General features: G+C 64.5%; 22 protein-coding genes and 2 pseudogenes. 13 read left to right on the top strand and 11 right to left on the bottom strand.

Going from position 1 to position 25,219, the window contains the following annotated elements:
* Nucleotides 1-173 precede the first annotated feature (173 nt).
* From ACZ5PO_RS10540 to ACZ5PO_RS10530, 3 genes are read left to right on the top strand one after another with little or no spacing between them, the layout of a single operon-like run.
* The gene (locus tag ACZ5PO_RS10540) at nucleotides 174-899 is read left to right on the top strand and encodes a hypothetical protein (RefSeq protein WP_464193047.1); all 726 of its coding nucleotides are present in this window, start codon (nucleotides 174-176) and stop codon (nucleotides 897-899) included.
* Nucleotides 896-1,555 (top strand): hypothetical protein, encoded by a 660-nt coding sequence (locus ACZ5PO_RS10535; RefSeq protein ID WP_464193045.1) that lies wholly within the window; start codon nucleotides 896-898, stop codon nucleotides 1,553-1,555. The genes ACZ5PO_RS10540 and ACZ5PO_RS10535 overlap by 4 nt, the downstream gene beginning before the upstream one ends.
* Nucleotides 1,556-1,577: 22 nt before the next feature.
* The gene (locus ACZ5PO_RS10530) at nucleotides 1,578-1,856 is read left to right on the top strand and encodes a hypothetical protein (protein WP_464193043.1); all 279 of its coding nucleotides are present in this window, start codon (nucleotides 1,578-1,580) and stop codon (nucleotides 1,854-1,856) included.
* A gap of 34 nt (nucleotides 1,857-1,890) precedes the next feature.
* Here ACZ5PO_RS10530 and ACZ5PO_RS10525 read toward each other — a convergent pair whose 3' ends face one another.
* On the bottom strand, nucleotides 1,891-2,343 hold the full coding sequence (locus ACZ5PO_RS10525; RefSeq protein ID WP_464193041.1) for a hypothetical protein: 453 nt from the start codon (nucleotides 2,341-2,343) through the stop codon (nucleotides 1,891-1,893).
* A gap of 15 nt (nucleotides 2,344-2,358) precedes the next feature.
* Nucleotides 2,359-3,453: an outer membrane protein assembly factor BamB family protein gene (locus tag ACZ5PO_RS10520; protein ID WP_464193038.1), complete on the bottom strand. Its 1,095-nt coding sequence runs from the start codon at nucleotides 3,451-3,453 to the stop codon at nucleotides 2,359-2,361.
* A 257-nt stretch (nucleotides 3,454-3,710) separates the two neighbouring features.
* Between ACZ5PO_RS10520 and ACZ5PO_RS10515 the strand changes: the two genes are divergently transcribed.
* The 4 genes from ACZ5PO_RS10515 to ACZ5PO_RS10500 all read left to right on the top strand — a co-directional run bounded on the left by ACZ5PO_RS10515 (nucleotide 3,711) and on the right by ACZ5PO_RS10500 (nucleotide 6,478).
* Complete coding sequence (locus ACZ5PO_RS10515) at nucleotides 3,711-4,508, top strand: ankyrin repeat domain-containing protein (protein WP_464193035.1); 798 nt, start codon at nucleotides 3,711-3,713, stop codon at nucleotides 4,506-4,508.
* Nucleotides 4,505-4,783, top strand: a complete 279-nt coding sequence (locus ACZ5PO_RS10510; RefSeq protein ID WP_464193033.1) for a hypothetical protein — start codon at nucleotides 4,505-4,507, stop codon at nucleotides 4,781-4,783. Before ACZ5PO_RS10515 ends, ACZ5PO_RS10510 begins: the two co-directional genes overlap by 4 nt.
* 422 nt (nucleotides 4,784-5,205) lie before the next feature.
* Nucleotides 5,206-6,048, top strand: a complete 843-nt coding sequence (locus ACZ5PO_RS10505) for a tetratricopeptide repeat protein (protein ID WP_464193030.1) — start codon at nucleotides 5,206-5,208, stop codon at nucleotides 6,046-6,048.
* A gap of 166 nt (nucleotides 6,049-6,214) precedes the next feature.
* A complete protein-coding gene (locus ACZ5PO_RS10500) occupies nucleotides 6,215-6,478 on the top strand; it encodes a hypothetical protein (RefSeq protein ID WP_464193028.1) in 264 nt (87 codons plus the stop codon).
* A gap of 147 nt (nucleotides 6,479-6,625) precedes the next feature.
* On the opposite strand, the gene ACZ5PO_RS10495 is transcribed toward ACZ5PO_RS10500, so the two are convergent.
* Nucleotides 6,626-6,811: a barstar family protein gene (locus ACZ5PO_RS10495; protein ID WP_464196794.1), complete on the bottom strand. Its 186-nt coding sequence runs from the start codon at nucleotides 6,809-6,811 to the stop codon at nucleotides 6,626-6,628.
* Between the two features lie 2 nt (nucleotides 6,812-6,813).
* Entirely contained in the window at nucleotides 6,814-7,287 is a 474-nt protein-coding gene (locus ACZ5PO_RS10490) for a hypothetical protein (protein WP_464193026.1), read from the bottom strand.
* Between the two features lie 470 nt (nucleotides 7,288-7,757).
* On the opposite strand from ACZ5PO_RS10490, the gene ACZ5PO_RS10485 reads away from it, so the two are divergent.
* Both ACZ5PO_RS10485 and ACZ5PO_RS10480 read left to right on the top strand, forming a co-directional pair.
* Entirely contained in the window at nucleotides 7,758-9,344 is a 1,587-nt protein-coding gene (locus tag ACZ5PO_RS10485) for an ATP-binding response regulator (RefSeq protein ID WP_464193024.1), read from the top strand.
* A 352-nt stretch (nucleotides 9,345-9,696) separates the two neighbouring features.
* A complete protein-coding gene (locus ACZ5PO_RS10480) occupies nucleotides 9,697-11,454 on the top strand; it encodes a Hint domain-containing protein (protein ID WP_464193022.1) in 1,758 nt (585 codons plus the stop codon).
* Nucleotide 11,455: 1 nt separating this feature from the next.
* Here ACZ5PO_RS10480 and ACZ5PO_RS10475 read toward each other — a convergent pair whose 3' ends face one another.
* The 4 genes and pseudogenes from ACZ5PO_RS10475 to ACZ5PO_RS10460 form a co-directional block, all read right to left on the bottom strand.
* Nucleotides 11,456-12,508, bottom strand: coding sequence for a DUF7146 domain-containing protein (locus ACZ5PO_RS10475; RefSeq protein WP_464193019.1), 1,053 nt, complete (start codon nucleotides 12,506-12,508; stop codon nucleotides 11,456-11,458).
* Between the two features lie 70 nt (nucleotides 12,509-12,578).
* Nucleotides 12,579-14,690, bottom strand: coding sequence for a ParB/RepB/Spo0J family partition protein (locus tag ACZ5PO_RS10470; protein WP_464193017.1), 2,112 nt, complete (start codon nucleotides 14,688-14,690; stop codon nucleotides 12,579-12,581).
* A 172-nt stretch (nucleotides 14,691-14,862) separates the two neighbouring features.
* A complete protein-coding gene (locus ACZ5PO_RS10465) occupies nucleotides 14,863-16,059 on the bottom strand; it encodes a DUF932 domain-containing protein (RefSeq protein WP_464193014.1) in 1,197 nt (398 codons plus the stop codon).
* A 178-nt stretch (nucleotides 16,060-16,237) separates the two neighbouring features.
* Nucleotides 16,238-16,714 (bottom strand): annotated as a pseudogene (locus tag ACZ5PO_RS10460) (SOS response-associated peptidase family protein).
* Between the two features lie 125 nt (nucleotides 16,715-16,839).
* Between ACZ5PO_RS10460 and ACZ5PO_RS10455 the strand changes: the two are divergent.
* From ACZ5PO_RS10455 to ACZ5PO_RS10440, 4 genes and pseudogenes are all read left to right on the top strand, one after another.
* Complete coding sequence (locus ACZ5PO_RS10455) at nucleotides 16,840-17,211, top strand: hypothetical protein (protein ID WP_464193012.1); 372 nt, start codon at nucleotides 16,840-16,842, stop codon at nucleotides 17,209-17,211.
* Between the two features lie 64 nt (nucleotides 17,212-17,275).
* A pseudogene (locus ACZ5PO_RS10450) lies at nucleotides 17,276-17,865 on the top strand (SOS response-associated peptidase).
* A gap of 422 nt (nucleotides 17,866-18,287) precedes the next feature.
* A complete protein-coding gene (locus ACZ5PO_RS10445) occupies nucleotides 18,288-19,175 on the top strand; it encodes a hypothetical protein (protein WP_464193009.1) in 888 nt (295 codons plus the stop codon).
* A 5-nt stretch (nucleotides 19,176-19,180) separates the two neighbouring features.
* Nucleotides 19,181-19,720: a restriction endonuclease gene (locus ACZ5PO_RS10440; RefSeq protein ID WP_464193007.1), complete on the top strand. Its 540-nt coding sequence runs from the start codon at nucleotides 19,181-19,183 to the stop codon at nucleotides 19,718-19,720.
* A gap of 921 nt (nucleotides 19,721-20,641) precedes the next feature.
* Here ACZ5PO_RS10440 and ACZ5PO_RS10435 read toward each other — a convergent pair.
* From ACZ5PO_RS10435 to ACZ5PO_RS10425, 3 genes are all read right to left on the bottom strand, one after another.
* Entirely contained in the window at nucleotides 20,642-21,466 is an 825-nt protein-coding gene (locus tag ACZ5PO_RS10435) for an IS5 family transposase (RefSeq protein ID WP_464193004.1), read from the bottom strand.
* A 65-nt stretch (nucleotides 21,467-21,531) separates the two neighbouring features.
* Nucleotides 21,532-22,665, bottom strand: coding sequence for a hypothetical protein (locus ACZ5PO_RS10430; protein WP_464193002.1), 1,134 nt, complete (start codon nucleotides 22,663-22,665; stop codon nucleotides 21,532-21,534).
* Nucleotides 22,666-23,094: 429 nt separating this feature from the next.
* Nucleotides 23,095-24,105: a phospholipase C/P1 nuclease family protein gene (locus ACZ5PO_RS10425; protein ID WP_464193000.1), complete on the bottom strand. Its 1,011-nt coding sequence runs from the start codon at nucleotides 24,103-24,105 to the stop codon at nucleotides 23,095-23,097.
* Nucleotides 24,106-25,219: the final 1,114 nt, after the last annotated feature.

The raw sequence follows: 25,219 nt of genomic DNA, 5'->3' as shown, positions 1-25,219 counted from the left end.
ATCACGTACATCCGTCCATCTCGACAGCAAGGAGAGCACGCGTATCATCCCAGCTTGCGGTCAGCACCTCGAGGCCGGTCGGTCATAGGCCGCCGTGAAATGCTAAACCGACTCTTGGTCGTTGTTCCGTCGGTTCCGATCCGCATTCGAGCTGTAGGATTTGAGCTGAGACGATGTCGGCGCCAATACGCAACTCACTGATCGCAATTAGCTTGGGGCTGCTGCCCTTTGCCGTGTTTATCGGATCATCGAGTGCCACACGCCTAAACGGCCGGGTGGTTCAGGAGGCGCACTTCAACCTGCTTGGCCTGGTGCTCGCCACGGCCGGCCTTCTGATCATTGGTCACACCCTGCTCAGCTCATCGCGAAGGTCGGCGCCAGGCTTGAGCCTTGCAGTACTCGCAGCGGTGGTTTGCGTCGGTCAGATCGGGGCGTCTGCTGGTCTGTATTCACCGCACAAGCTGATGGACTTCCCACCAGCCGATGCCGACCTGCCGCAGCTCGCGTACAAGGGGCTCGATGCGGGTAACCGCCGAATCCCGGAGGGGATTCTCGCGAAAAATGACCCGGCCGAGACCCGGCGCCACATCATCGGGTACAAGGCCAGCGCCTTGTCGGCGGCATATACGCATTTGACCTACGCGGACCGATGCCACGATGGCCGCCGGCGTCTCGATCCGCGGAGCCTCGATGCCTTGCCGGATTTCGTGACAGACGCGGAACGCTCCACGGTCGCCGCTGAGGAGGCAACCGGCAGAAAACGCGGCACAGCCCTCTCCTGCAACGAGGCCAACACCAGTTTCGCCATGGGCAAGATGGTCGATGACGCCAACCGCTTGCAGGATTTCGTTTCGATTCTGCTGGCCGGCTATCGGGCTCCGGCCAAGACCGCGCGATGAACGTCATCGGACGCGTATGCACTGCCGCAGCGATCGCGCTGACGATGCACGCGGATGCGCTGGCGGAGGGCGGGACGATCGTTCCGGCTGCGCCGAAAGACGCCCGCCCCTGTTCGATTGAAGCCTGGACCAATAACGCAGGCGGCGAAGACATAGAGGTACGCGAGGCCCCGCGCGCGGAGGCGCAGGTCGTCGGCCGGCTTCCTCTCGCAGGCTCGGGCGCGGATGCTGCCTACAGCGTTCGGTTCGCCGTCACGGCTTTTGAGGCCGGATGGATGAGGGTCGACGGCGCGTCGGATCGATACAATGACGCAGGCGCGCGGCCTGTCTTTGCGAAGCAAGGCTGGATCGTGGCCGATGCGGTGCGCTTCCAGATCCAGTCCGCGCGAGGGTTTGCCGAGCCCGATGCGGGCAAGGCACGCATCGTCGACCTCGGCGATGATTGGGCCACGGATCTCGGTCGTATCCATCGAGTGCTGGCGTGCGACGGCCAATGGGCGCTGGTGGACCTCGTGCTCGAGCGCCGCCGCGACGGCCGTGGCCGTCTCCTCGAACTCGCCGAACAGGATCGGGCCCGCCTCCGTGCCTGGTTCAGAGGCTTATGCGGGATGGAAGAAACCACATGCGATATGAAGTCGGTCGACCAGAATCCGTAGCTGGCGCTCCCGGATGGCTGTGATGTCGCAGGACGCCCGCGCCCGTTTGATCGACCATCTCAGTGGCGTCGCCAGCTATAACGACAAGGGCCACGAGTGGCTGCATCATACGCCCGAGGAGGTTCGCGCGAACCAGGATGAAGCGCAGGTCCTCATTATGCGGCTCGTGGCCGAGATCGGCGAAGACGCGTTCAGCGCGGACCTGTTGCACGTGCTCAAATCGGGCGCGGCGGCGAAGGATTTCAGCGGCGACATTCATGTCCAGGCAAAAGCTGAACTCCTTGGGCCGCCCCGATCGTGATCCGTCCCGTCACAAGCCCCGTGAATGTAGCGCCTCATTGCAGGGCAACGAGTCTCCGGCCGATGCTGCGTGCCTGCGCGACATACCAGTCGTCGGCACGCGGCCGACCGTGCGACCTCACGCGATCAAGGTATTCCGGCCTGAGCGAACCGACTTGCCGACCGACGACGCGCGAGATGTTCACCAGCCACGCGTCAGCGGGGGCTTTCCCGAACGAGGCGAGCCGTCGTTGATACTCAGGCTGAAGGACGCTCATGACTGCGTTTTGGGTCAGCGTAGCGGAATTGTCGACGCTGCTCGATCCGTCCGGCCTTTGGGCACGCAGATAGACGTCTCTATCATGCCGTCTCGTGTCGTCGATCATCCGCTGGTTCGTGGTGTAATCGATATTGCTCTGGATCGTGGCCGACAGCATGTCCTGAGCCTTGGCGCCCGGAGCGAGCGCCAGCGATGCAAGAGCAAGCGTCGAAAAAAATAGAGCTCGCATGATTGTCCTCCGTTGCTACGGCCCAGGCCTCTGATTGTCGGAATTTGGCGCCACCCACCGGAGGAGGCGCAGTTCGCGCCCCGCCGCGGCGGCGAGGCCGTCGCCGCACCGTGCAAGGCCGCCAGCGCCGCCGGTTGCGCCACCCCTGTTCTCGATTGAGAGGACATGGGCTCCGTCGTTGCTGCTCGTGAACAGGTGAAGGGCGCCGCCCTCCGACATCACCGCGACATGGCTGTGCAGCTCGACCGGGCGGCCGACCGCCTTTGCAGGCAGCGCGTTCGTCCAGACCTGGTTGAACTCCAGAGAAGAGCGGAAGAGGGAGCGGCTTCGCTTGAGGGCGCACAACCGCAGCACATTCTGGTCGTCGAGGATCATCAATCCGGCATCGCCGGCGATGACGATATTGGCAGCCACCTCCGCGTCCAGGGGCAGGCTTGCGGCGGGACGCCCGTCAGTCAATCGGTACGCGATGACGGCACCGCGCGCGCCGACCACAACGTGGTCGCCAACGAGCACCGGCATGAAGAGGTATTGGTCGTGGGCGTTCGTCCAGATCGGGCGGCCGGTGTCGACAGCAAGGGCAAACAGCTGAATTGTCGTTTCACCAAAACTGGAGCCGCTCACCGCCGTTGCATGAACGGCGAGCGTTGGCGTCGCGGCGATCACGTAGCTGTGGCCGCCATTTTCGAACGACCAGAGCACGTCCCCGTTTGCGGCTGACAGGCACCAGGTTCGCGAACCGCGCCCGCCGGTTTCTGCGACGAGAATTCGCCGTGGGCCCGCGAAGGCCGGCATGCCCAGATTATGCTTGCCGAGCTCCGATCGCCAGCGCGGCCGCCCATCCACATCAAACGCATAGAGCGCTCCCTCGAAGCTGCTGACATAGGCGCTGCCATCCGGTCCGACGATCGGCTCATTGGCAACATGGGGAATAGCCGCCCGCCACCGTTCGCCGCCTGTCTCGCCGTCGAAGGCAACCAACGTGCTCTCGTAGAAGCTGCCCTTCTCGTAGTGGAAAACCTGCAGGACGGAACGGCCAGCAAAGACGGGAGGCCGGGCGCGGACTTTGCGCTCCCTCTCCAGCTTCACTTTCCACGCGATCTCAAGCATGCAGCGACGGAGCGAGTGGCGCCAATGTTATCACTTCGGCCTCCTGGCCGATCTGCGGTCGCTGCGATGCGGCTACGTCATTCACGTCGCAAGCTTCGACCAAAGCATCACGCAATTCCTCCTATGCACAAGGATAGCGACGGTCCTGTCACACGGCATGACGGACACGTGTACAGGTAGGCGGAAAGGCGTGTGCGCGCGTAGATGGAACCGCGCAGCCTATACGGGCGACGTGGTGTGACGATTGGGTTACGGTCTTGCCCGGCTATCTGCCGGCGATACGCCAGACGACGAGGTTCGAGGCGGTGCTAAGCAGGAGACGTCTCGGCTTCGCGGCTGCTATCTTGCTGTTTCTACTGGCCGTGGCCCGGCTTCATCCTGGCGACGCGCAGGCCTCGTCGAAGGCGGCAGCGACCTTTCCGAAGCCGTCGACGGCCGCGCTCGCTCACGCAATCGCCTCCGCAAACACGGAACAAATCCGTGCACTGGTGCGAGAGGGGGCCAACCTTGCGGACAAGGGCAGGAACGATATCACCCTGCTGCAATGGGCCATGTTGCAGGATCGACCTCGTGAGCTGAGATTGCTGCTCGAGCTCGGTGCCGATCCCGCACAGCCTGGCTATCGCGGCATGACCGCCGTCCACACTGCGGCCGCAGCCGTGCGAAGGCCCTTTCTTCAGATCCTCCTGGACGCAGGCGCGAATCCGAACGTCCGGGACGGGCGCACACAGGCTCCGGCTCTCACCGAGGCGCTCATGACCGGCAACCGCGATAGCGTTGCTCTGCTGCTGAGCCATCACGCTGATCCGAACCTCGCCGATCGGCAGGGCGACACGCCGCTTCACGTCGCCGCGCAGATCAATGACTACGAAGGCCTGCTCACGCTGCTGAAGGCCGGCGCGGATCCCTCGCAGCGCAATCGATCCGGGAAAACCTTCGCTGCGTATTTCGCGATCGGACCCAAGGAAAGCGTGATGAACCCGGATGCCCGAGCCGCGCGGAATGCGGTCCGCGCGTGGCTCGTCACCCACGGCTACGCGGAGGTCATCCGTTGAAGGTCTCACCCGTCCTCCTGATCCTCGCCAGCACCATGGCCGCCAGCGGTCAGGAGCGGGCTGATGCGCAGAAGCTGATCAGCGAATGGAAGGCCAAAAACACGATCTGTCGCGGAAACTCGGGAGATCGGCCCGAGACGCAGAAGGCCTGCGACGCGCGCCAGAGGCTCGGCCGCGCCCTCGATGCGATCGGCTGGTGCTACGGAACAAAAGACCAGCTGGCTTATCAGATGCAGTGGCACCGATGTCGCTCCGACTCAAATCGCTACGAATAGCCGCAACGCTTGCCTGTGTGGCGGGTGGCCTCGCGTCCCCGGCGGCCACAGCCCAGAGTGCGTCAGGGCAGGTGCAACGGCTCAATGTTGGGCGCACCGGCATCCAATGCGTGCGGTTGCCGTGCCCGCACCGGGGCATCTTCCTACCCAGCGCGGCCAACGTGCAAGGGCTTCGGCGCTCGCTGCTGTTCGCCGATCTCGACAGCAAGACGTCGTTGCCAACGATGAAAGGAAGCTCACAAGACCGCGCGCGCCTGCAGGTGGCCTGGGACAGACGTCAATGCCTCGAAATCCTTGGCAGCCTGGAGGGGAGCGGCGGCCCAGAGATCGTGCTCTCTATCGTCAGGGTCGTTGGTCCGTGCCGCTAACCGCGCCGCCGCAAATCCTCACTGGAGGACCCGAAACGTGCGGGGCATCCTGAAATGGCCAATCTCCTCGCGCTCGTTCTGCTGATCGCGGTCATGCTCCTGGCGAACGGCGCGCGTTGGCAAACGCGGCTGGCCCTGGGCGATTGGGGTTCGGTCCTGTCCGAGATTGCAATCGTCATCATCGTCTACATGGTGGTCGCCGGTCTCGTTTCAGCTGGTCGCCGGGTCCTTCCCCTTGCCACTCGGTTTCGCCCGGATTGGACGCTCCTGCCGGCCCTGCTGGTTGGGGCATCGGTGACACTCTATCAAGCGTCCACCGCCGCAAGCATCAGGGAATCCGCATTTCAGCGCTGTCTCACCAGCGCCGGCGCCGAGGCTATTCTTGCCTGCACGCACGCGCTGCTGCTCGGGCCGCGCGACAGGCGCGACGAAGCGGTCATCCTGAACAACCGTGGGCTCGTGCTGCAGAAGGCTGGCGAGGCTGCGCGAGCCATCGCCGATCTCGACAAGGCGCTCGCCACCGATCCCAGTCTCGCCAGTGCCTGGTTCAACCGCGGACTCGCCAGAGCGCAGCTGTCACAGTGGACCGCGGCCATAACGGATTTCAGCGAGGCCGGACGATTGCGTCCCGATCTGCCGGCCGTCTGGGCGAGCAGGGGATCAGCCCTGCTCGTCCAGAGCGACCTCGATGCAGCCGTCGCCGACTTCGATCACGCGATCCGGTTGAACGACAAAGAGGTCAGCGCCTGGAGTGGGCGCCGGATGGCATACTACCTGAAGGGCGACATCGAACGTGCCAAGACTGATCTCAGACGCACCACGGCGCTGGACGGCACAGCCACGACGGCCGCCGACACGCTGCGCGAAATCGAGGCGCGCGAAGCGGGCAACCGTTAAGGCATCGCGGTGTCGGACGTACACCAATCGACCCCACCGGGGAGCTTGTCCTCTGCGCTCGCTTTTCCTGACGGCGCTCATTGCCTTCTTGCCTGGCTGCACCAGCCTCTGCAGCAACACGGGTCTGGTTCGAGCCGATGCGCCGGCGGGAGACTTGTCCGCTGTCATGTTCCGGCGCGATTGCGGGGCAACGACCGGCTTCTCCACACAAATCTCCATCCTCAATAGGAGCGAGCGTCCCGATGGGGAGGGAAATGTATTCCGTGCCGACGATGGTCATGGAACGGCTGCCGCGGGCGACTGGGCCGAGATGAAATGGGTCGCGTCTGATCACCTCCTCGTCCGTTATGCCGAGAACGCTCGTGTTTTCGAGCAAAAGCATGAGTTCGCTGGCGTTCGGATTACCTATGAACAGGTCAGCCGCCGATAGGTGTGACAGCACATGGCCACCACCACATCCCGACGGCGCTTGCCTAATCGTTCCTAACGGAGCTCCAGGACAAATCGCTCTGGCAGGTCAAATCGTTGGTCCTGTTCCTCAACCCTCCGAAGCACCTTCACGACGCGATCAAAGCCGTCACCCATGGCCGACGCCGACCAATCCGCATGAAGGCATACGGCTCATCACGTCCCAAAGCGCATCCAGGTTCCTGCCATAATATGAGGGGAAGCCGACAAGGTGCGCGAGCGTCTTGTGGAAGTCGGCCCCCGATGCAACGCCCCTTCCGTCAATGACGACCGTCCTCCCGGGCCCGCTCGGCATAATCACTCAACGTCGTCCAGCTTGAAGATGGCAACAGGCGCGCCATAACGCCGATCCCAGCTGGTCCATGCAACATCGGTGACGCCGAGGCAGGTCGCGACAATGGTCCATCGGCCGGCCTCTCGTCGGAGCAACGCGCAAAATGTATGCGAGGCCATGCCGGCCCGGAAAGTCTCCTCTAGCACGGTACCGGTGAAATCGATTGGCTCCCCGGTCTGATCGAGCATGCGAGAAACGAGGAAGGCCCAGGGACCCTCGCGTTTGAGGCTCGTCAGCTTCAAAACGACCTCTCGGCCCAGGCGCCGCCGGGCTTCGTCGCGGGCCGGCTCCACGATCGCCTTTTCGTCGGCATTGGCTATCGTGGAATTCGCAAACGCCTTTCCGATCGGCGGCGTTTCAATCGAAGCCGTCGCGCAAACGGTGGTCACGACGGCAGCCGCGATCGCGCGCTTCTGGATCGAAAGCCGGTGCATCATCGCAAATGCTCCGCCGTCTTCAGCAGCTCTGACGAGACATGGGATGGTGACCGCCGCCTAACAGCATACCGTTGTCGAGGATGATTCTACGTCCAGCGTGTTCTTGTGGCTTCTAGAGTCCCCGATCACGCGATCAATCCATGGCCAGAGCAAGATAGTATACCCGTACAGATGTACGTAAGTACCGACGCGAGCGCTGCCGGTGAAAGACGAAGAAGCAAGCGGAGTGACATTCGCGGACGTCCGCGGAGAACATAATTTGCTGCCTTGATGGGGCGAATTGGCATTTTTCGATTGATAGCGCATCTTGTTGCCAGCGACGCACTTGTGTCGGTAATTCACCAGCGTGGGCGGGGATGTTCGTGGGCGATAGCACGCGTAGCGGGACGCAGACCTATCGGGATTCCGATGATACGGAACGGTCGCAGGCAGTCGTCCGGGTAGCGCTGGTTACCCTCGGCGCCGCATACATGGTGTACAGCGTCGCCACTGGGAGGATCGCCGAACAGGAACGTTGGATCATCCTGGGGTTGGTGTCGGGCATCCTGATCGCATCGTTGGCTATCCTCGCGGCCATCCTTCGCTGGCCGGGCGTCAACCACCCGCGCCGCATCATCGGTATGACGCACGACTACTCGGCGCTCGCCATCTCGATGACCTTCGGCGGGGCTGCGCTGATGCCGCTCTATTCATTGCTGTTATGGGTCACCATCGGCAACGGATTCCGTTACGGCCCGCGGTACCACCTGGCGGCTACCGTCGCGGCGCTGATGGTCTTGTCCGTCGTCATCTGGGGGAACCCATACTGGCACGGCCAGCCGTTCGTGGCCGTGACGTTGCTCATGACGACGGTCCTCGTCCCTGCCTATGCCCACCGCCTGCTGACGCGTCTCCATCGCGCACGAGATGAGGCGCTCGACGCGAGCCTCGCCAAATCGCGGTTTCTGGCGCAGGCGAGCCATGATCTGCGCCAGCCCATTCATGCCATCAGCCTCTTCACGGCCTGCCTGCGCGATACAGGGCTGGACAGCGAGCAACGGCAGATGGTCAGCAATATCGACAAATCGCTCAACAGCGTCGCGGGCTTGTTTCGCTCTCTTCTCGACGTGTCCACATTGGACAGCGGCCGCGTGACGGTGAAGCCCGACGTAGTCGCGCTCGGCGATCTCCTGGCGGAAGTCGGTCGGCTGAATTCCGAAGGCGCCCAGTGGGCCAAAACTACGTTGAAGATCATTCCGACGGCGATCTTCGTGCGAGCGGATCGGGATCTCCTCGCGACGGTTCTTCAGAATATCGTCTCGAACGCTCTCAAATATGCTCCGGGCCAACCGGTTCTCATTGGCTGCCGGCGTAGGCATGGGCGCATCTGCATCGAGGTGTACGATCGTGGTCCCGGCATCGAGGCTCACCACATCCCCCATCTCTTCGATGAGTTTTATCAGGTTCGCGCACAGGGAGATCGCGACGTCGAAGGCGTCGGGCTGGGTTTATCAATTGTCCAGCGGCTCGCGCGGCTGATGGATTTGACAGTTTCGATTCAATCTCGGGTTGGACGTGGGACGCGGGCGACGATCAGCGGCTTGCAACCTGCGCCGCGACCAGATCCCGCCATTGAGCGCCGCCGGGCGTCGACGCCAAATGCGCTTTCAGGCCTCAAGGTCCTGCTGGTCGAGGATGATCGGGTCGTTTTGGATGCAACCGCTCTGATACTGGAGAAGTGGGGCTGCTTGGTGCGCCGCGAGGTCGGAATTCCCGAGAATGACGGCAGCTACGTCGATCTGATCATTACTGATTTCGATCTTGGCGACAGGACCACCGGGCTCGCTTGCATCGTGGAAATGCGACGCAGGCTGGGGCGTCCAGTGCCGGCAATCATCATGACCGGTCACGATCCAGAGCGGGTACGTCAGATCATTGGTGAAACGCCTGCCTCCGTTCTCTCGAAGCCGGTCCACCCCGCCGAGCTGCGCTCGGTTATGGTAGCGCAGCGGTTCAAAGCCATGAGAGCGGCTGACATCGCACCATTAGACCATGTGACCAAGCCCGTTGTTGCCTGAGGAGACCGGTGTGTCCGCAGTCGACCCGGACGTGCTGCCCATCCGAGCTTCTTCATGCAAAAAATTGCAACCAATAGCTCATCCCCCCGGTAGACTGTGAGAAATCCGGGCTAGAACGGCGTCGTCACCACCAAGTCCGAAGCCGGTTGGATCGAGGCAGGACGCCATGTGTGGCGCCCCGGGATGGGCGTCCTCCACCGATTGGTGGAGGACGCCGTGCGGCGCATCTCATACTCTCGCACCAGCGAGGATCGGCGTCGGCCCGCTGCATCACTTGGATGCCTGCATGGCCCGGGACTCCCAGGAGCGGAGTTCTCAGGGCCGGGACTTGGCGGTGGGCTGGAGGTAAACTGTGACCGACTATGTGGAAGGCACCGAGTTCCGAGTCAACACGACCACGACGGGCCATCAGATCGAGACCTCCGTCGCCTCGCTCGCCGACGGCGGCTATGTGGCCACATGGGTCTCTTACGAAGGCACCTATGGAGAGCGTACCGTCTATGTCCAGCGCTACACCTCCGACGGCACGCCGGCGGGCGACGAGGTAGTCGTCGACGTCGGTGACGAGCGTACCGTGCCTCAAGTCGCCGGTCTGGCCGATGGCGGCTATGTGGTCGTCTGGCAGGGTGCCGACGGAGGCCTTGCAGACGACATCTGGATCCGGCGCTACGAGGGCGACGGCACGCCCATGGGCGAAAAGGCTTTGGTCAACAGCTCCGTGAACGGCTTTCAGCAGGACCCGGCGATCGCGGCACTGGCCGATGGCGGCTATGTGGTCACCTGGATGTCCAACGACTCGGACGCTGAGGGGAGTGTTTTTGGCGAGGCCGTCTGGTCCCAGCGCTACGCGGCCGACGGCACGCCAGTCGGCGGTGAGACGCTGGTGAATTCCACCACGACCGGCTCGCAGCAGTACGCCTCCGTCACTGGGCTCGCCGACGGCGGTTATGTGGTGGTCTGGGAAAGCGACGCCACTGACAATGCGCGGGATATCTACGCCCAGCGCTACGCCGCCGATGGCAGCCCTGTCGGCGGCGAGACGCTGGTCAACTCTCTCACAACGGGCTTTCAGTTTGCGCCTTCGGTCGCGGGGCTTGCCGACGGTGGCTATGTCGTCACCTGGACGAGCGGCAACTACGAACGCGACCCCTACCTTGACGTCTATGTGCAACGCTATGGCGCCGACGGCGCTCCGGTCGGCGATGCGAGCCTGGTGAACACCACGTGGTCTGGCTTTCAGGGCGCCTCGCAGGTGACCGCCCTCACTGATGGCGGCTATGTGGTGACCTGGACTGACGACAGCTCTACCGACGGCAATGGTTCCGGTATCTTCGCCCAGCGCTACCATGCCGACGGGACGCCCGACGGCGGCGAGACTCTCGTCAATTCCACGACCGACGGCTCTCAGACCACGCAGGCGGCGGCGGCGTTCGGTGGCGGCTACGTGGTGGTGTGGCAGTCCGGGACCTTCCAGACCAGCGATGCGGACGTCTATGCCAAGGCCTGGAGCGCGGACGCCCCGTGCTTCTGCGCCGGCACGGCGATCCGCACCGACACCGGCGAGGTGCCGGTCGAGGCGCTCGCCATCGGCGACCCGGTGCTGACCGTGGACGGCGAGGCCCGCTCCATCCTGTGGATCGGCCGGCGCACCATCGCCGCCCTATTCGCCGATCCCCTCTCCTGCTACCCCATTCGCATCGCCGCCGGCGCCCTGGACGTCAACGTGCCGGCCCGCGACCTCTTCGTCTCGCCCGACCACGCCATGCTGGTCGACGGCGTGCTGGTGCAGGCCGGTGCGCTCGTCGACGGCGCCAGCATCACCCGCGTCATGCAGCCCGAGCGGGTGTTCGTCTACTACCACATTGAGCTTGCGGACCACGCGCTCATCCTGGCCGAGGGCGCGCCGGCCGAGACCTTCGTCGACAACGTCACCCGCAGCCGCTTCGACAACTACGCCGAATACCTGGACCTGTTCGGCACGCGTCGCGCCCATATCGCCGAGATTCCCCTGCCGAGGGTCAAGTCCGCCCGGCAGCTGCCGCGTGCAATCCGCACCCGCTTGGCGGCCCGGGCCGCAGCGTTGGGCTCCGCCGCAGAAGAGGCCGCCTAGGCTAGGCCGCCAGAGCCAGGAACCGGGCAACGTCTTGCGGAGCGAGTTGGCTCCTCGCGCCGACTCGAAGGGCGTCCATGCCGAGGATGCGTAGATCTTCATTGAAGTCCCCGCGCGCCGGCGACAGCACGATCGCCTCGATTCCGGCCGCATTCGCCCGGTCGATCAAATTGTCGCTCGCGCCGTCGCCGGCCGGATCGGCGTCACGAGCGATGTAGAGGCGCCGCAAGGTCTCCGGGAACACGATAGCCGCGAGATGCGCTGCCGAGAGTGCGGCCGCCATCGCCATACCGGGCAAGACGCAGCGGAGCGAGAGGATCGTCTCGATGCCCTCGCCGGCCGCCAGCACGTCGCCGGGAACATCGAAGCGAACGGCGTTGCCGAGCAGATCGCCTATGGCGCGCCGCGGCGTGCCGATTGGCGCCTTGCCGAGCCGGACGGGATGAAAGCCATCGGGATCGAGCCAGGTGCGATGAGCGCCGGTGAGCCTGCCGGCGAGATCGGTGACGGTGGCGATCATGGCCGGCCAGACCTCGGTCGGCGCGTGCATGTCGGGCCGATAGTAGCAGCGCGGGTGAAAGCGCAGGCAACCGGTTCCGCGCAAATCCGCAATGCCGCGGTTGCGCAGATACGTCTCTGCGAGAGTGCCCGAAATCGGCTCGGTCATGGCGACGAGCCGGCGTGCGGCTTCGGCTGATCCCGACGGCACTGCGACGGCGTGGCGCCTGTGGAAGATCGACTCCAGATCGGGGTGCGGCAGACGGAGGAAGCTGCGAGCCTCTTCGACGATATCGGGGAAGTCGACCAGGCCGCAGCTCTCGCGGATCACATCGAGCAGATCACCATGCTCGCCGGAGGCGGCATCCGTCCACTTACCAGCCGGCCCCTTCGGCGAGCTCATGAGCCTGACGAACATCGAGCGGCCGGGCGTGTTCCTGACATCGCCCACCACCCAGTACCGGCCCGAGCGATGACCGGCTGGAAGATAATGGCGACATACCGCCTCGGCCCGATCGCCGAGACGGCGCGCCAGCTCGGCAGCGTCCTCTCTCATCGCGTGCTCCGAGACAAAAAAGGCCCGCCGTCGCTGGCGGGCCGAGTGGGTTGATGTGCTGCTTCAGGGCTTACTCTGCCGCGACGGTGTGCGGTTCGTCCGCGGCCACCTCATCCTCATCCATGGGTTCGGTTCCGCCCATAGCCGTTTCGCAGCCGTCGGCCACCATTTCTGCGCCGGTTGCTTCGTCAGCAACGGTTGCCTGCTGTTCAGTAGCCGCGGGCGAAGGCACAAGTGCCCGCCCCGGCGTGCGCAGTGGTTCCGGCAACCAGCCGGAGCCGGCCAGCAGCACCTCGGCCTTCTCGGCCATGTCGATCTTCTTCAGGTGCTCGATCGACTGCGCTGCCCGCTCACCCTTCGCCTCCCGCACGGCACCGAGAATGCGGGCCTTGGTAGCCCGGGCGAAATAGGTCTGAGCCGTTGGCTCCCAGCCGGACGCCACCATGTCGAGATCGAGCGCCTCGGCCAGGCGATCCGCATGAGCGATCGCCTGTGGCCGGCGGCTGTAGGATTCGACCATCGCATTGACCGAGAGCGAGACACAATGGGCAAACAGCGCCTGACGGCTGTCGACATCGAATGCCGTCAACGCGTCCCAAAGCGCCGTGGGCTCCTTGGGCAGCGCGGCAATCCAAGCCTGGTGGCGATGATGGCAGCTGGCCGCGAGCTTTGTGTCGTTCAGCCCCGGCGCCTGCACACCGAGGCCTGCACTCTTCAGCTCGAGCTCCAGGCAAGAGCCGACCGAATAGGGATAGAAGGCCTTGAGGCAGAGCGCGTGCAGCGCTGCCAGCAAGGCCACGTCCGGCTCCTCGCCGAGGGCGTGACGCAGCGCCAGTGTCCGATGCGCCGTGAGCTCGGTCATCAGCCGGTCAGGGATAGGCTTCAGACCGTCATCCTCGTCCGGTTCTGGCGCGCTGGCAGGCTCCGCCTGCACCACATCTGCGGCCGGCTCCGCCCGAGCGGCGACGGCCTGCTGGCCGTCGTGCTCCGCTTCTGGCTTCACCTGTACCTCGTCCTCGGGACGAACGTAGCCGCGCTCGACGCGAAGCACGCCCGCGCTGTCGATACTGACGAAGGCACCGGCGCGCGCGATCTCACGTGGATCGAAGCGGACGGCCCGATCCTCAAAGACGGCAAGAGCCGTCTCGATCTCGGCTAGGCGCTGATCGACCTCTTCGGCCAGTTCGTCCGCGCCGGCGTTGGCCTTTTCGAGCTGATCGTATTCGGTCTGGAGCGAAAGGCGCGTGGCGAGTTCGCCGACCGACAGCGGCTGCGTCTCACCGCGGAGCTGCCTCAAGCCATAGGTGTGCCCATAGGGAAAGTCGGGCGCGACCTCGACCCACTTCCAACCTTCGGCGCGGATCGCGTCTGCCTCGGATGAGAGCTTGTCGGCGACCAGCCGATCGACCAAGGCGACATCCTCCAGCCAGCCGCCATCGTCGCCCTGGAACAAGTCGTGGAGAACGGTGCCGCCGGCTGCTTCGTAAGCCTCCAGGCCAACGAACTGGGCCCGCTTGTCAGCCATTCTGACCGCGCCCTCGGTCAGCATGCGGCGGATGACATAAGGCTCCTTGGTGTAGGACGTCGACAGACGATCGAAGACCTGCTCCTGGCGCGCGTGGTCGCCGTTGATGGTGAAGGCCATCAGCTGGTCGAGCGTGAGATGGTCGTCCGCATAGGCCTCCAACAGCCGCGGCGACACCGACGCGAGCCGCAGGCGCTGGTGCACGACCGCGACCGAGACGAAGAAGGAGGCTGCGATCTCCTCCTCGGACTGCCCCTTCTCGCGCAGCGCCAGGAAGGCGCGGAATTGATCCAGCGGGTGCAGCGGCGCGCGCTGAACGTTCTCGGCGAGGGAGTCCTCCTCTGCGAGGCCGGTCTCATGCACCACGCAAGGGATCGGCGCGGTCTTGGTGAGGCGCTTCTGTTTCACCAGGAGTTCGAGCGCCCGGTAGCGCCGCCCACCGGCCGGAACCTCATACATGCCCGTCTCCTGGCCGTCGGCGTTGCGCACCGGCCGGACGGTCAGGCTCTGCAGCAGGGTGCGCCGAGCGATGTCCTCGGCCAGCTCCTCGATCGAAACGCCGGCCTTGATGCGCCGGACATTGGACTGGGACAGAACGAGCTTGTTGAAGGGGATGTCGCGCGACGCGCTCAGGGTGATCTTGGCAACCGCAGCCATCTCGGGTTCTCCACGACGGGCACCGAGAGCGTCTCTCTCAGCAGGAACCCGTCATGAAGGCCGGCGCAGCCCTCTTCCTCTCTGTGGGCAGCGCCTCAAAACCGGCGATCCGGAAAAGCGGGGAAGCGCCGAGCCGGAGACGCGGGTTTCCGCGTCTCCGGCGGTCCGGAAATCAGGATGCCCGGTCGAGCAGCTTCTTCGCCCTCCCCTCCATATCGAGGCGGGCATCCTGGTGGGTCTTGTCGCGCGCCACAGCCGTGATGCCCTGTACGAAATCGAACACGCTCTCGGGCTTGCGATTCTCCTCGGCCAGCACCGTCTCGATGATCTTCGCCGTCTCGGCCTTCGAGAAGCCGCGCCGGCGCAGGAAGTCCATGCGATCCTCATCGGCGCGGGCGACGATCTTCTCCCGTGCTGCCCTAATCCCGTTGACGAATGGCATGGGGGAGGAATTGGCGAAGCGGGTAAGCGCGGGCGCCGCCTCGTGCGCAAATCGCGAAGCAGCGTACTTGGAGTGGCGAATGGTGATCTCCTCAAAATCCTCGACGCCCCAGAGATTGCGGTTCTGGCAGACGGCGCGGAGATAGAAGCTGGCGATGCCGAGCGTCTTGGCGCCCACCTCCGAATTCCAGCAGTAGAAGCCCCGGAAATAGAGATCGGGCGAGCCATCCGGCAGCCGGCCGGCTTCTATGGGATTGAGATCGTCCACGAGGAAGATGAAGACGTCGCGGTCCGATGCGTAGAGCGTCGTCGTATCCTTCGTGATGTCGATGCGCGGATTGTAGATGCTTGTGGACCAGTCGAGCACGCCCGGCACCTTCCAGCGCGTGTCGCCCGTTCCGTTGCCGGCAATACGTTGCACGGCGCCGACGAGCTCGTGATCGAAGATCCGGCCATACTCGGGACCGGTGACGGCGCGCAACTCGACACGGCCGTCCTCGACCTCGAGCGTCTTCACTTGCTCGGCCCGGTGTGAGGTCAGGCCATATTGCAGGTTGATGCCGGCGAGCGCCGCCGGGAGCTGGCGCAGATAGGCGGCCGGCGCCCCGACGAGGCTCGCCAACCGGCCGAAGCTCCAGTGGGTCGGCGCGATTGGGGCTTCTGAGCCGGGCAGCATAAGCGCCAGGCGCTCGGCATCATCCCGGCTCGCTTCGACGCGGATCGCCGCACTCTCCACCGTTCGCGTCCGGCTGCGCTCAGCCCGCCCTCGCACCGCCGCAAACAGGTCCGACAGGGACAGGTAGCGCTCGTCGTCCGGCCGGGAGAACCATTCCGAGGACACGCGGCCGACCCGCTCGCCACGGCCTGCATCCACCTTGTAGCCGCCAGCACCGCCACGCGTGGCGCCCCGAATCTCCACCTGGGTCATGGGTCGTCTCCATGACGGGCGCCGGAAGCCTCTCTCCCAGCCCGAACCCGTCGTGGACGTCCGGTCCCCTCTCTCACTCTTGAAACGCTGCGCTGGACGAGCTCGGCCGCCGGAAGCCCCCATCCCCGTCAGGGCCGCAAATCCGCGGAAACGGCTTTCCGGTTTTCAGCCTTTGCGGTCAGGCCGCTGCACGCAGTTCGCGCACGGTGAAGCTGCCCAACGGAAGCGGTCGAAGCAACTCCGCTTCCGGGATGGTCAGATCGAGCCAGGCCATCCGCTGCCCCCGCGGCAGCACCGCCATCTGGCGATCATGGTATGGCGCGATATCATCGTTCGCCGGGATCGTCAGGATGGCGTAGGCCTCCGGCCAGTGACGGGACCCGGGTTGCCAGATGCCTGCGAAGTAGAACCAGTCGCCGTCGGCGAGCCCAAACCGGTAGCGCTTGTCCTCACGCTGATGGCGAAACTCGGAGGCAAGCACCAGACAGCGATGGCCGGGGATTGGCGGCCCTCGGCCCGGAAGACGGTCACCGGCCGCCCGCCAGCCTCCCGAGGCCCAGGGCAATTCCAGGATCTCAATACCGTCGCCGTCGCGCCGTATGATCACACGGCGTTTGCTGAGCGGTGCGTCGGAATCGAAAGCGGTAGGACGCATGAGGATGCGAACGTATCCGGAACACCCGGTCGGGGCAATGCGTTCGAAATGGAACTCGTGTCTCGCTCGTGTGGGCTCGGCGGGCGAACCGTTGCCCGCCTGACATGCGATGGAGAGGAGCGCAAATGGGGTGGTTCACCAGAGACAAGCGGAGAGCCGGGCCAGACTATTCTGGGGTTTGCTCGCGCGAAGAAGCCGCGCGTCTGGCCGACAAGAACGAGTTGGCCCTCATGCTCCTGGTGCCGGAGATATTCGGCGGAGACGCCGCCAATCCCGCCAATGTGGTGTTCGTCCCTCCCTTTGCTGCCGAGCTGAAGCGGCGAACCGACGAGAATGTCATTCGCCCCCTGGCAATGGACGGGAAGGTGACTCGCTACGATGCCAGGCCGAGCTATGCGGGGAAGAGCTTCGTGCCGGTCGCCGTGACGGTGCGCGCTTACTCCCCCGGCGACTTCACCGAGACGATTCGGATCTGGGAAGAAGGCCTACCGAAGTAGGCGCCACCTCAAGCGTCCGTCGACTCGCGCGCCAAAACTGAGGCAACGCCGAGAGGGAGGACGAATGTGCAATGACTATCAGCTGCTGGTGGACCTCGCCTCCATTGTGGAGGATTTCGCCGACCTGAAGATCAAGATCCGCTTCGGCGAGGGAATGCCCAACATTGCGCCGCGAGAGGACATCAAGATCACCGACGTCGCCCCGATCATCCGAGCGATCGACGGGAGCCGCGGGGAAGGCGACATGGTGCAGCGACGCTGGAGCTGGCCGAGCCCGAACAGGCGGCCGGTCTACAACTTCCGTTCCGAGGGCCGTGAATTCACGTCCAACCGGTGCCTGATCGTCGCGGACGGTTTTTACGAGTTCACCGATCCGGCTGACCCGACGAAGAAGCGCAAGGACAAATGGCTGTTCACGAAAAAGACGAGCCGATCTTTTGCATCGCGGGAATCTGGCGTGACACGAAGGACGTCGGCGAGGCCTTCACCATGCTGACGATCGAGCCTGGCCCCGACATCGAGCCTTATCATGATCGACAGATCGCCGTCCTTCAGCGCAGCGCCTGGGCCGACTGGCTCGATCCAACCATTTCCACCAAAGCGTTGATCCAGCCGCTTCCCGCCAACACCCTGGCCATGCAACTGGTCGGATGACGGTGACACGTCGTCTCGCCACGTCCCAAACTCCCGCAGCGAGGCCGCCTGAGCGCGTGGCAGGCAGTCGCAGGAGCATGAGCATAGCGACGCCGTCGGCGGCACGCGGGACCGACTGGCTGCCTGAGACCGGTTAAACAGGGCAGCCGCAGGAGCGGCAGCATCGCGACGGCGCCCTGACGCCGGGACCCGGGGACCGACTGCCCCGGCGAAGGCGGCCGGATGATTGCGAGAAGATCGTGACCTGCGGCGCGGTGAACGTTGCCGACGATGGGTCCGACGCGACAAGTCCCTGGTCTCCTACATTGCCAAGGTCCGAATTGCGCCAGAAGCCGGCATTGGCTTTCGAACGGAAAGCGGACGCTCAGTCGGACGCTTTCGTCGATCGCGACAACCTTCACTCTTCGAAGTAGAACAAGCGCATGATAGAGAGGGCCTGTTTCATCATCGCGCCGATCGGCGCCAAGCTCAGCGCCCTGGCCGACGTGATCGTCCGGAGCGGTTGGCGCGTTCTTAACTCAGAAGAGGACGCGGTCGCCAGTTCACGCCGGGGAGCGCCCGATCTGATCGCGCGCGCCGACGCGGTGATCGTTGTCGATCCTGAGGGGTCGCCGAACCTTTTGGTCGAGACCGGCTTTGCGCTGGGTCGAGGGCTTCCGGTGCTACTGGTGGCTGTCGACGGCGCGTCCTTCCCCGCGTTCGAGAACGAGCCTGCTCTGGCAATGTTGCCGCGAGTGCGCGCCAAGATCACCGATGCGGCCGCCCTGCGCTTCCACATTCCGGCCTTTCTGGATGGAGTGGAGAGGGCGCCTCGCGCGCAGGTCCCGGCGCCGCAGACTACGGCGCTTGGCCCGAAGTCGACCTCTCGGAAATCGCGCCCGATCTATCCGCAATCGGCGTTGGAACAACGCCTGCTCGACCTTTTCGACCGCTCGCCCGAGATCGCCGGCGTAGCGCAGGACCCTTATCGGCCCACACCCGGAACCACGAGCTACAGACCCGACTTCGCCATTTGGCTTGCCGATTCCGTCTCGACCACGATCAACCCGGTGTTGGTCGAAGTCACCCGGAGACTGGAGCCGAACGAGTTCGCCCGAAAGCTAAACGGCCTCCGCGACTACGCGCGCGAGGCCAGCGCTGGCTTGGCGCTGCTGATCGAAGATAGCAGTGCCCTGCCGTTGACGCTTGTCGAGCTCAACCCGGTCATAGTGCGGGTCGGCCTCCTGTCGTTCGAGCGCCTCGTCCTTGATGGTCAGCTCATCCGGACCATCACCCAGGCGCGCAATCGCGCGGTACACGGACTCGAGTAGCCGGGATGGATCCGGATCCCGACTACATCGCCACGATCGCCGACGCCTGGACGCGCAGCGACGGCGCCGACAGCAGCTATGAGCGTGGCCAGATTCTGGAGGAATTGGTCCGATTCGTGTTCGGTGGCCTCCCCGGGTTCTCGCACTGGAAGAGTCGGCATGTCACGAACCTTGGCGACGCCGAGTTCGACGTCTGCTTCCACAATGACATCCGTCTGAGCCCCTTCCCCTTCGCCGAACCGGCGATGGTAATCGAGTGTAAGAACACCGGCGATCCTATCGGCAGTGCCGAGGTCCGCAATTTCGTCGCCAAGATGGAGGACGTTCAGCTGAGCTGGGCCGTGCTTGTCACCGCCAATGGCATTACGGGCAGCGGCGAGCGGGATAGCCACGCCCACGCCGTCATCCAGGCGGCGCGGGCCCGCAAGGTCAATGTGCTGGTCCTGACTCGCGCCGAGTTGGCGGCCCTGCAGAGCAACGAAGGATTTGCCGATCTCATCCGGGAGAAGATCATGCGCCACTCCCTGAACGCCCCCTTCTTCTGAAGGGGCCGTGGTAGTCGATGTTCCAGAAAAGCCGTGCGTTCCAACCCACGCAACCACCCTGGCCTCGCGCGCGCCAGGAGCGGTCCTCGCCTCGATACCGCCGAATCGACGTTGCTTACACCGTGCTTGTTTGGCTCACGGCCGCTCTGATACCTTGCCCCAACTGACTTGATCGAGTTTATCCCGCAGCGCCCGGCTATAGCGGCAGGGCGCTGCATTTAGCCGCCCCTGACCGAGCACAACAGCTGCGCAATTCTTGCGTGCAGTTATATTATACAGCAACCTATGAAAGCACCCCTGGCTGCCGGTCGCCGTATGCGGCCAAAGCACAATGACATTAAGCATCTATCTACTAGTCGCTAGATTGATGTACAATTCTAATTATTCCGACTTAATACCACAGAGAGGATCGGTCCGCTCGTTGTATGTCGGTCCCCACTGTAGCTTTATAGCGCAGCGATAGTTGTATTGCCTATTTCTAATTCCCGCCCAGCGGGCTTCTTCCGATCTTGATAATACCTCTAACTTATAGGCCGTCCCAGCGAGATTGCAGGCCCTAATTTGTACCGAAGCATAATCTGTGCAGAACGCGTCTTGGTTATACCCGCCGCCGCGCCATCCGCTGGTTCCGTTTAAGACTTCCTCACGATTCCACCCCCGCAACCCGAACTCTGGACGTTCACAGGTCTGAATAGAGGCCATCTTCTTGCAAATCTGTTGAATAGCAATAACCGCTAACTCTTTGTTGCACTGTTGGGTGTAGAATCTATCTTCTTTTAATGCCTCGCGCGCTACATTTTCATACTCCTCAGATTTATAAATTATATCTCCTCCAAGGCCTATCGCGCCAAGTAGCTTTCCAATTATTCCTTTGGTTTCCGCTGTTAACTCGCCCGAGGTGGTTGGAGTCCGTTTTGAAATTCAGGGATGGGCGTTGCGCCTGATGAGGTTTCCGCCCATGGCGACGAGGATCATGGCGTGAGAAACGTCGATGCGCTTCTCATAGTCGCGGACCAGTCGCCTCCAGCGGGTCATCCAGCCAAACGTTCGCTCGACCACCCAACGGCGGGGCAAGATGGGGAAGCCCTTCTGATCGTCGGAGCGGCGGATGATCTCGACGATGAAGTCGAGATAAGTCGCTTTGTCCATGAGCTGGAGCCGATCATAGGCGCCGTCGGCGAACAGATGCCTTACCCAGGGCCAGCGTTTGCGGATTCCATCCAGAATCATCTGGCCGCCGGCACTATCGGAGACATCGGCCGGCGTCAGGTTGACCATGAGAAGCCGCCCATCCGTGTCGACGGCGATATGACGCTTGCGGCCGACGATCTTCTTGCCGGCATCGTAGCCTCTCGTCTCGGCATGCGGTGCCTTGACCAACTGGCTGTCGATCACCGCCGCAGAAGGCGTCGCCTCACGCCCCGCTCGTGACCGGTCCAGCATCACAGACACGTCGTGAATCGTCTGGAACAGAAACCGACGGGCCAACTCGCGGAACCAGCCATAAACCGTTTGCCATGGGCCAAAATGGATCGGCAGCATGCGCCAGCCGCATCCGGACCGCACCAGGTAGCGCACTGCATTGATCACCTCGCGAAATTCGACCTCCCGCGGACGTCCCCGCCGCCCAGGCGCCGGCATCAGCGGCGCAATCTGCTGCCACTCCTCATCTGTCAGATCAGAGGGATAGCGCTTGGTCTTCTTCGCGATCTCGGCCATCCGGCCCCGGCTTTGCTGCGTCCACATCCGCAGCTTGAATCACAACGCCCTCCGCCCGCAAAGCCCTCCTGCTCGAATTTCAAAACAGCCTCTTAGCGCGTTCGATTTACCTTTTGAGGCAACCTCGCCGCACAATCTGAGCGTACCGCGGCGTCAGCAACGCCCTGCGCCAGCGCCGAGATGCGGGGGAGGAGGACCTCCTCAGCGGCGGCGCCGCTCGAGCGCCCGGAGCGCGTCGCGACGACGGCGGTGCGCCATTGCGCCGCCGTGAACAGCCCGGCCGAACGCCGAAGGCCCTGCGCCCAGTCGTCCGGCAGCCCGTCGCGGGCGCGTACCGAGCGCCGCAGCAGCCGGCGGACGCGCGCCTGGGAGAGGCCGCGCAGAAGGACGTCCGCCAGCGCCGCGCAGGCCTGGAAGGCCGGTTCCTCGAGCGCGGCGACACCATGGGTGAAATGGACCGGCAGCGCCGCGTCACGCACCAGCACGAGCATGGCCTCGTCCCACGGCTCGCAAGACGCTGCGGCGATGGCGATGTCTGCGGCCGCGACGCCCGACGCCATCAGACCGCGCGCCCAGCGCAACGCCTCGACCACCTCGACGCGCGGGTCGGCACAGACCACGGCAGCCACCCGAGTTGCAGGCGGCTCGGGCGGGCCGGTCACCGAGCCGGTGAACCAAGCCCGGTCGCCGTCGCAAAGCGCAGCCCAGGAGACAGATCCTTGCGCGGCGAGCGCGGAGATGAGCGGCCGCCACACCGGGTCGACGTCCACCAGCCCGACCAGCTCGACCGCCCCGAGCAGCCGTGGCGCGTGAAAGGCCCGCGCGAGAGCGGCGTCGCGCAGGTCTGGCGCGACGAGCACCCCAACGGGCAAGGCCACGCGAACGCGGCGGTCGAGCTCAGCGAGGTCCGCCAACCGCGGGCTGCCGGCGGCGTCGAGCGCGATGTCGCCGCGCCAGGCGGCCGACAACGTACGCTGCAACGCTCGCACCATCCCGGGAAGGTCGCGGATGCGGTCCAGGTCCGCCAGGCGGCCCTGCTCCAGCGCGACGCGAATCGCGGGCTGCAGGTCCTCCGGTGCCGCCGGGCGCCGGAAGCCGCCCGCCAAGCGGGCGGCCAGCAGTGGCAAGGTCGTGATCTCACGGCCCACCGCGTTGTCGCGCGCTGCTCGCAAGCGCTGCATCTTCAGCGCTAAGGGACCGTAGACGACTCGAGTCACGCGCTCCATGCCGCCTCCGGACCTCTGCTCACGCGGTAGCTTAAGCCTTCGACTGTTTGACTTGCGACGAGCAGGGTCAAGGTGTCGCGTCTAATCCCGTGCCCGGCGCCCCCAAGTCGCTCAGGGCATGGGCTGGACGACGGCCCATCTCCATCGCAGGAAGCTGCGCGAGTTGAAAAATCGAGGGCACAGTCCCGCAGCCGGATCGTCAACGGTGGCCAGCATCACGGCCAATGGAGCCAAGAGCCCGGACATGGTCCGACGCGCGGTCGTCAACGGAACACGCACCACCGCCGGCGACGAGTCGCACGAGACCGTCTCGTGCGCCGCGATGGGCTGCTGCACGTTTCCCCCCCTGCGCAAGCACTACGGACCAGGTCGGCGGGCGAGGGATACGTTCAAGAACTCGGCGTCGAGGCCTCTGTAAACCCGTTGCGGTCAATCTGCCCCGAACAGCTGCTCCTGCGAGATCCGGCCTTCGGTCTCGATCACCTTGAAGGTCTTCGGCGGATATCCGACGGTCGCGTCCGGGCTGGCCCGCCAAGCCATCACGACCAGGTCGCGGAGCTCCGCCGATCCGGCGGCGAGGCGCTCGGCGATGAATGCGGTCGCAGCTGGCGCGGCATTGCGGAAGCCCCCGGTCTTCTCGAGCTCGTACAGCGGCGCGACCTCGCTCTGCGTCCGCGTGAGGTAGGCCGACACGCGTTGCTCGATTGGGCATTGGCAGTCCGTAAACGCCGGCAGCTCGCGTGCGACATCGGCGACCGTGACATGCTCGCGCACGAATTCGCCTTCGATCGGCCCATGAATGCGGGCGGTCGTGAAGCCCTGCGGGTTCGGGTGGTTGCCCCATCCATTGTAGTGGACGGTGACGTGCAACGGCTGGCTGGCGTCACCCACGTAGTGCGACCATACGCCAATGTCCCGCACGATCATGCGCTCGCGCAATGCCCGATCCATCGCAAAGCGCGCCCGGGCCGCGGCGTCGGAAGCGGTGCGCTCGCCCAGCTCGGCGGCACGCCAGAGCGCGAAGTCCTTTCGGACCTGCTGCCATCCTTCGATGATGGAGTAGGGCAGATAGCCGGCTTTGTACTGTGTCGCGTTCACCGCGCGCAGGGCGCTGTCGTAGGCCTCCCGCGTTGCCGGCAGCGCGTCGAGGCGGGGGCCGCCGAGCACGGCACCGCTATCATCCGGGTTCACGTAGTGGCCTGGGTTGCCGTCGGCGTCACGGGTCACGCCGGCATCTTTGGACCGGTCGGGCTCGACGCTGAGCGCCATGATTTCGGCTACGGCGTCGCCCGTCCGCAGGAATGCGGGGAGCTCGTCCGGAAAGGCCCGAGCGCCCACCTGGCTCAACATGCGGTGACCAGAGGCGCCCCAGGCGAGGGCGGCGTTCGGTGCTGCTGCACAGAAAGCCGCGACGAAAGCGACGGCGCACGCCCTCTTCATCCGCACACCCCCATGGATCCTGTGCGCTAGGTAGTCGAAGCGAGGGTGACGCTCAAGCTCCGACCCGACGCTTGGCCGCGGGCTCGTGCCAACGGCACTTTCCGCGTGTCACGGTCCGCCTCTATGCGCTCGGTCCAACGAGGCTCGGGACGTTGTGCTTCACTCGCAACTCGTCGAACTCGGCTTCATGGCGTTCGTGCAGAGCAGCGCCGAGGAACACTTGTTCGTCACCCCCCGCCGAGGACGGTGATGTCCTGGGCCCCCAGGGAGTCAAGAACCGGCTTGCCGAGTTCAGCCGCGCGATCGCGCCCGACCCCAGCGTCAAGCCGAACCATCGGCGGGCCACCGTTTCAAAACGATCGGCCATGAGTCGGCCATGAGCATGGGATCGATGGCCGCCCCGTTTATTCCTCCAGATCGGCTTTGAAGCCTTGCTGCAGCTGTCAAGGCGGGAGGGCACCCGGCCGCTGTTGCGCATCCGCGCCGGCCCGGACTTCACGTCGGTCAGTTCCATCACCGACGGGGAGCAATTGCCGCTCTCAGCAGACGCCGTGCCAGCCGGCGAGAATGGCCGGGCAAACGCCCGAAACGCAAAAGCCCCGCCGGCGTAAGCCGACGGGGCGAAGGCTTGATAACGGGGCCTGAGCGGCCGACCAGTTAGTTCCCAAAAGCGAAAGGCCGGTGCCTTCCCTGCGCCGGCCTCTCTACCCACTCGTCGGATGGAACTGCGGGCCTCGACGGACCAGCCGGCGGTCTTTGGGAGGTCTCGCCCGATGAGGGCTGCCCTCTCGAGGCTTCGGACGCGCCGGGGCGCGAGGCAAATGGCCCCGCTCGCGTCATCCGCGGGCGGGGCCTAAGTTGTGGTGCTCTATCGTGCCAACTCAACGCGTGCTACGCGCGCCGGTTCCGACTCGACAACGGCGCCAGCCGCCCTAAATCATCATTATCGTCGGCAGGAGCTACTGGGCGTCGGCGGCTAAGAGACAAGCTGTGCCCCCCTTCTCGTGGCGGGAAGCACGTAGAGAATCTCCTTAGGAACACTGCGCTTATCGTCGAGGACGAGCCTCTGATCCGCGCCGTCGTCGTTGGCATCGTGGAAGAGTTGGGCCTTGAC

The organism is Chelatococcus sp. KU-N122 (genome assembly GCF_055391085.1).
This window is presented reverse-complemented; position numbering and strand designations above follow the sequence as displayed.

What these genes read in the sequence shown, in the direction of transcription:
- ACZ5PO_RS10525 (WP_464193041.1), bottom strand. Translation starts at nt 2,343, where the DNA reads ATGCGAGCTCTATTTTTTTCGACGCTTGCTCTTGCATCGCTGGCGCTC.
- ACZ5PO_RS10535 (WP_464193045.1), top strand. Translation starts at nt 896, where the DNA reads ATGAACGTCATCGGACGCGTATGCACTGCCGCAGCGATCGCGCTGACG.
- ACZ5PO_RS10495 (WP_464196794.1), bottom strand. Translation starts at nt 6,811, where the DNA reads ATGCCGAGCGGGCCCGGGAGGACGGTCGTCATTGACGGAAGGGGCGTT.
- ACZ5PO_RS10470 (WP_464193017.1), bottom strand. Translation starts at nt 14,690, where the DNA reads ATGGCTGCGGTTGCCAAGATCACCCTGAGCGCGTCGCGCGACATCCCC.
- ACZ5PO_RS10530 (WP_464193043.1), top strand. Translation starts at nt 1,578, where the DNA reads ATGTCGCAGGACGCCCGCGCCCGTTTGATCGACCATCTCAGTGGCGTC.
- ACZ5PO_RS10440 (WP_464193007.1), top strand. Translation starts at nt 19,181, where the DNA reads ATGGATCCGGATCCCGACTACATCGCCACGATCGCCGACGCCTGGACG.
- ACZ5PO_RS10430 (WP_464193002.1), bottom strand. Translation starts at nt 22,665, where the DNA reads ATGGAGCGCGTGACTCGAGTCGTCTACGGTCCCTTAGCGCTGAAGATG.
- ACZ5PO_RS10425 (WP_464193000.1), bottom strand. Translation starts at nt 24,105, where the DNA reads ATGAAGAGGGCGTGCGCCGTCGCTTTCGTCGCGGCTTTCTGTGCAGCA.
- ACZ5PO_RS10455 (WP_464193012.1), top strand. Translation starts at nt 16,840, where the DNA reads ATGGGGTGGTTCACCAGAGACAAGCGGAGAGCCGGGCCAGACTATTCT.
- ACZ5PO_RS10485 (WP_464193024.1), top strand. Translation starts at nt 7,758, where the DNA reads ATGGTGTACAGCGTCGCCACTGGGAGGATCGCCGAACAGGAACGTTGG.
- ACZ5PO_RS10500 (WP_464193028.1), top strand. Translation starts at nt 6,215, where the DNA reads ATGTTCCGGCGCGATTGCGGGGCAACGACCGGCTTCTCCACACAAATC.
- ACZ5PO_RS10435 (WP_464193004.1), bottom strand. Translation starts at nt 21,466, where the DNA reads ATGTGGACGCAGCAAAGCCGGGGCCGGATGGCCGAGATCGCGAAGAAG.
- ACZ5PO_RS10445 (WP_464193009.1), top strand. Translation starts at nt 18,288, where the DNA reads ATGATAGAGAGGGCCTGTTTCATCATCGCGCCGATCGGCGCCAAGCTC.
- ACZ5PO_RS10475 (WP_464193019.1), bottom strand. Translation starts at nt 12,508, where the DNA reads ATGAGAGAGGACGCTGCCGAGCTGGCGCGCCGTCTCGGCGATCGGGCC.
- ACZ5PO_RS10520 (WP_464193038.1), bottom strand. Translation starts at nt 3,453, where the DNA reads ATGCTTGAGATCGCGTGGAAAGTGAAGCTGGAGAGGGAGCGCAAAGTC.
- ACZ5PO_RS10505 (WP_464193030.1), top strand. Translation starts at nt 5,206, where the DNA reads ATGGCCAATCTCCTCGCGCTCGTTCTGCTGATCGCGGTCATGCTCCTG.
- ACZ5PO_RS10490 (WP_464193026.1), bottom strand. Translation starts at nt 7,287, where the DNA reads ATGATGCACCGGCTTTCGATCCAGAAGCGCGCGATCGCGGCTGCCGTC.
- ACZ5PO_RS10540 (WP_464193047.1), top strand. Translation starts at nt 174, where the DNA reads ATGTCGGCGCCAATACGCAACTCACTGATCGCAATTAGCTTGGGGCTG.
- ACZ5PO_RS10465 (WP_464193014.1), bottom strand. Translation starts at nt 16,059, where the DNA reads ATGACCCAGGTGGAGATTCGGGGCGCCACGCGTGGCGGTGCTGGCGGC.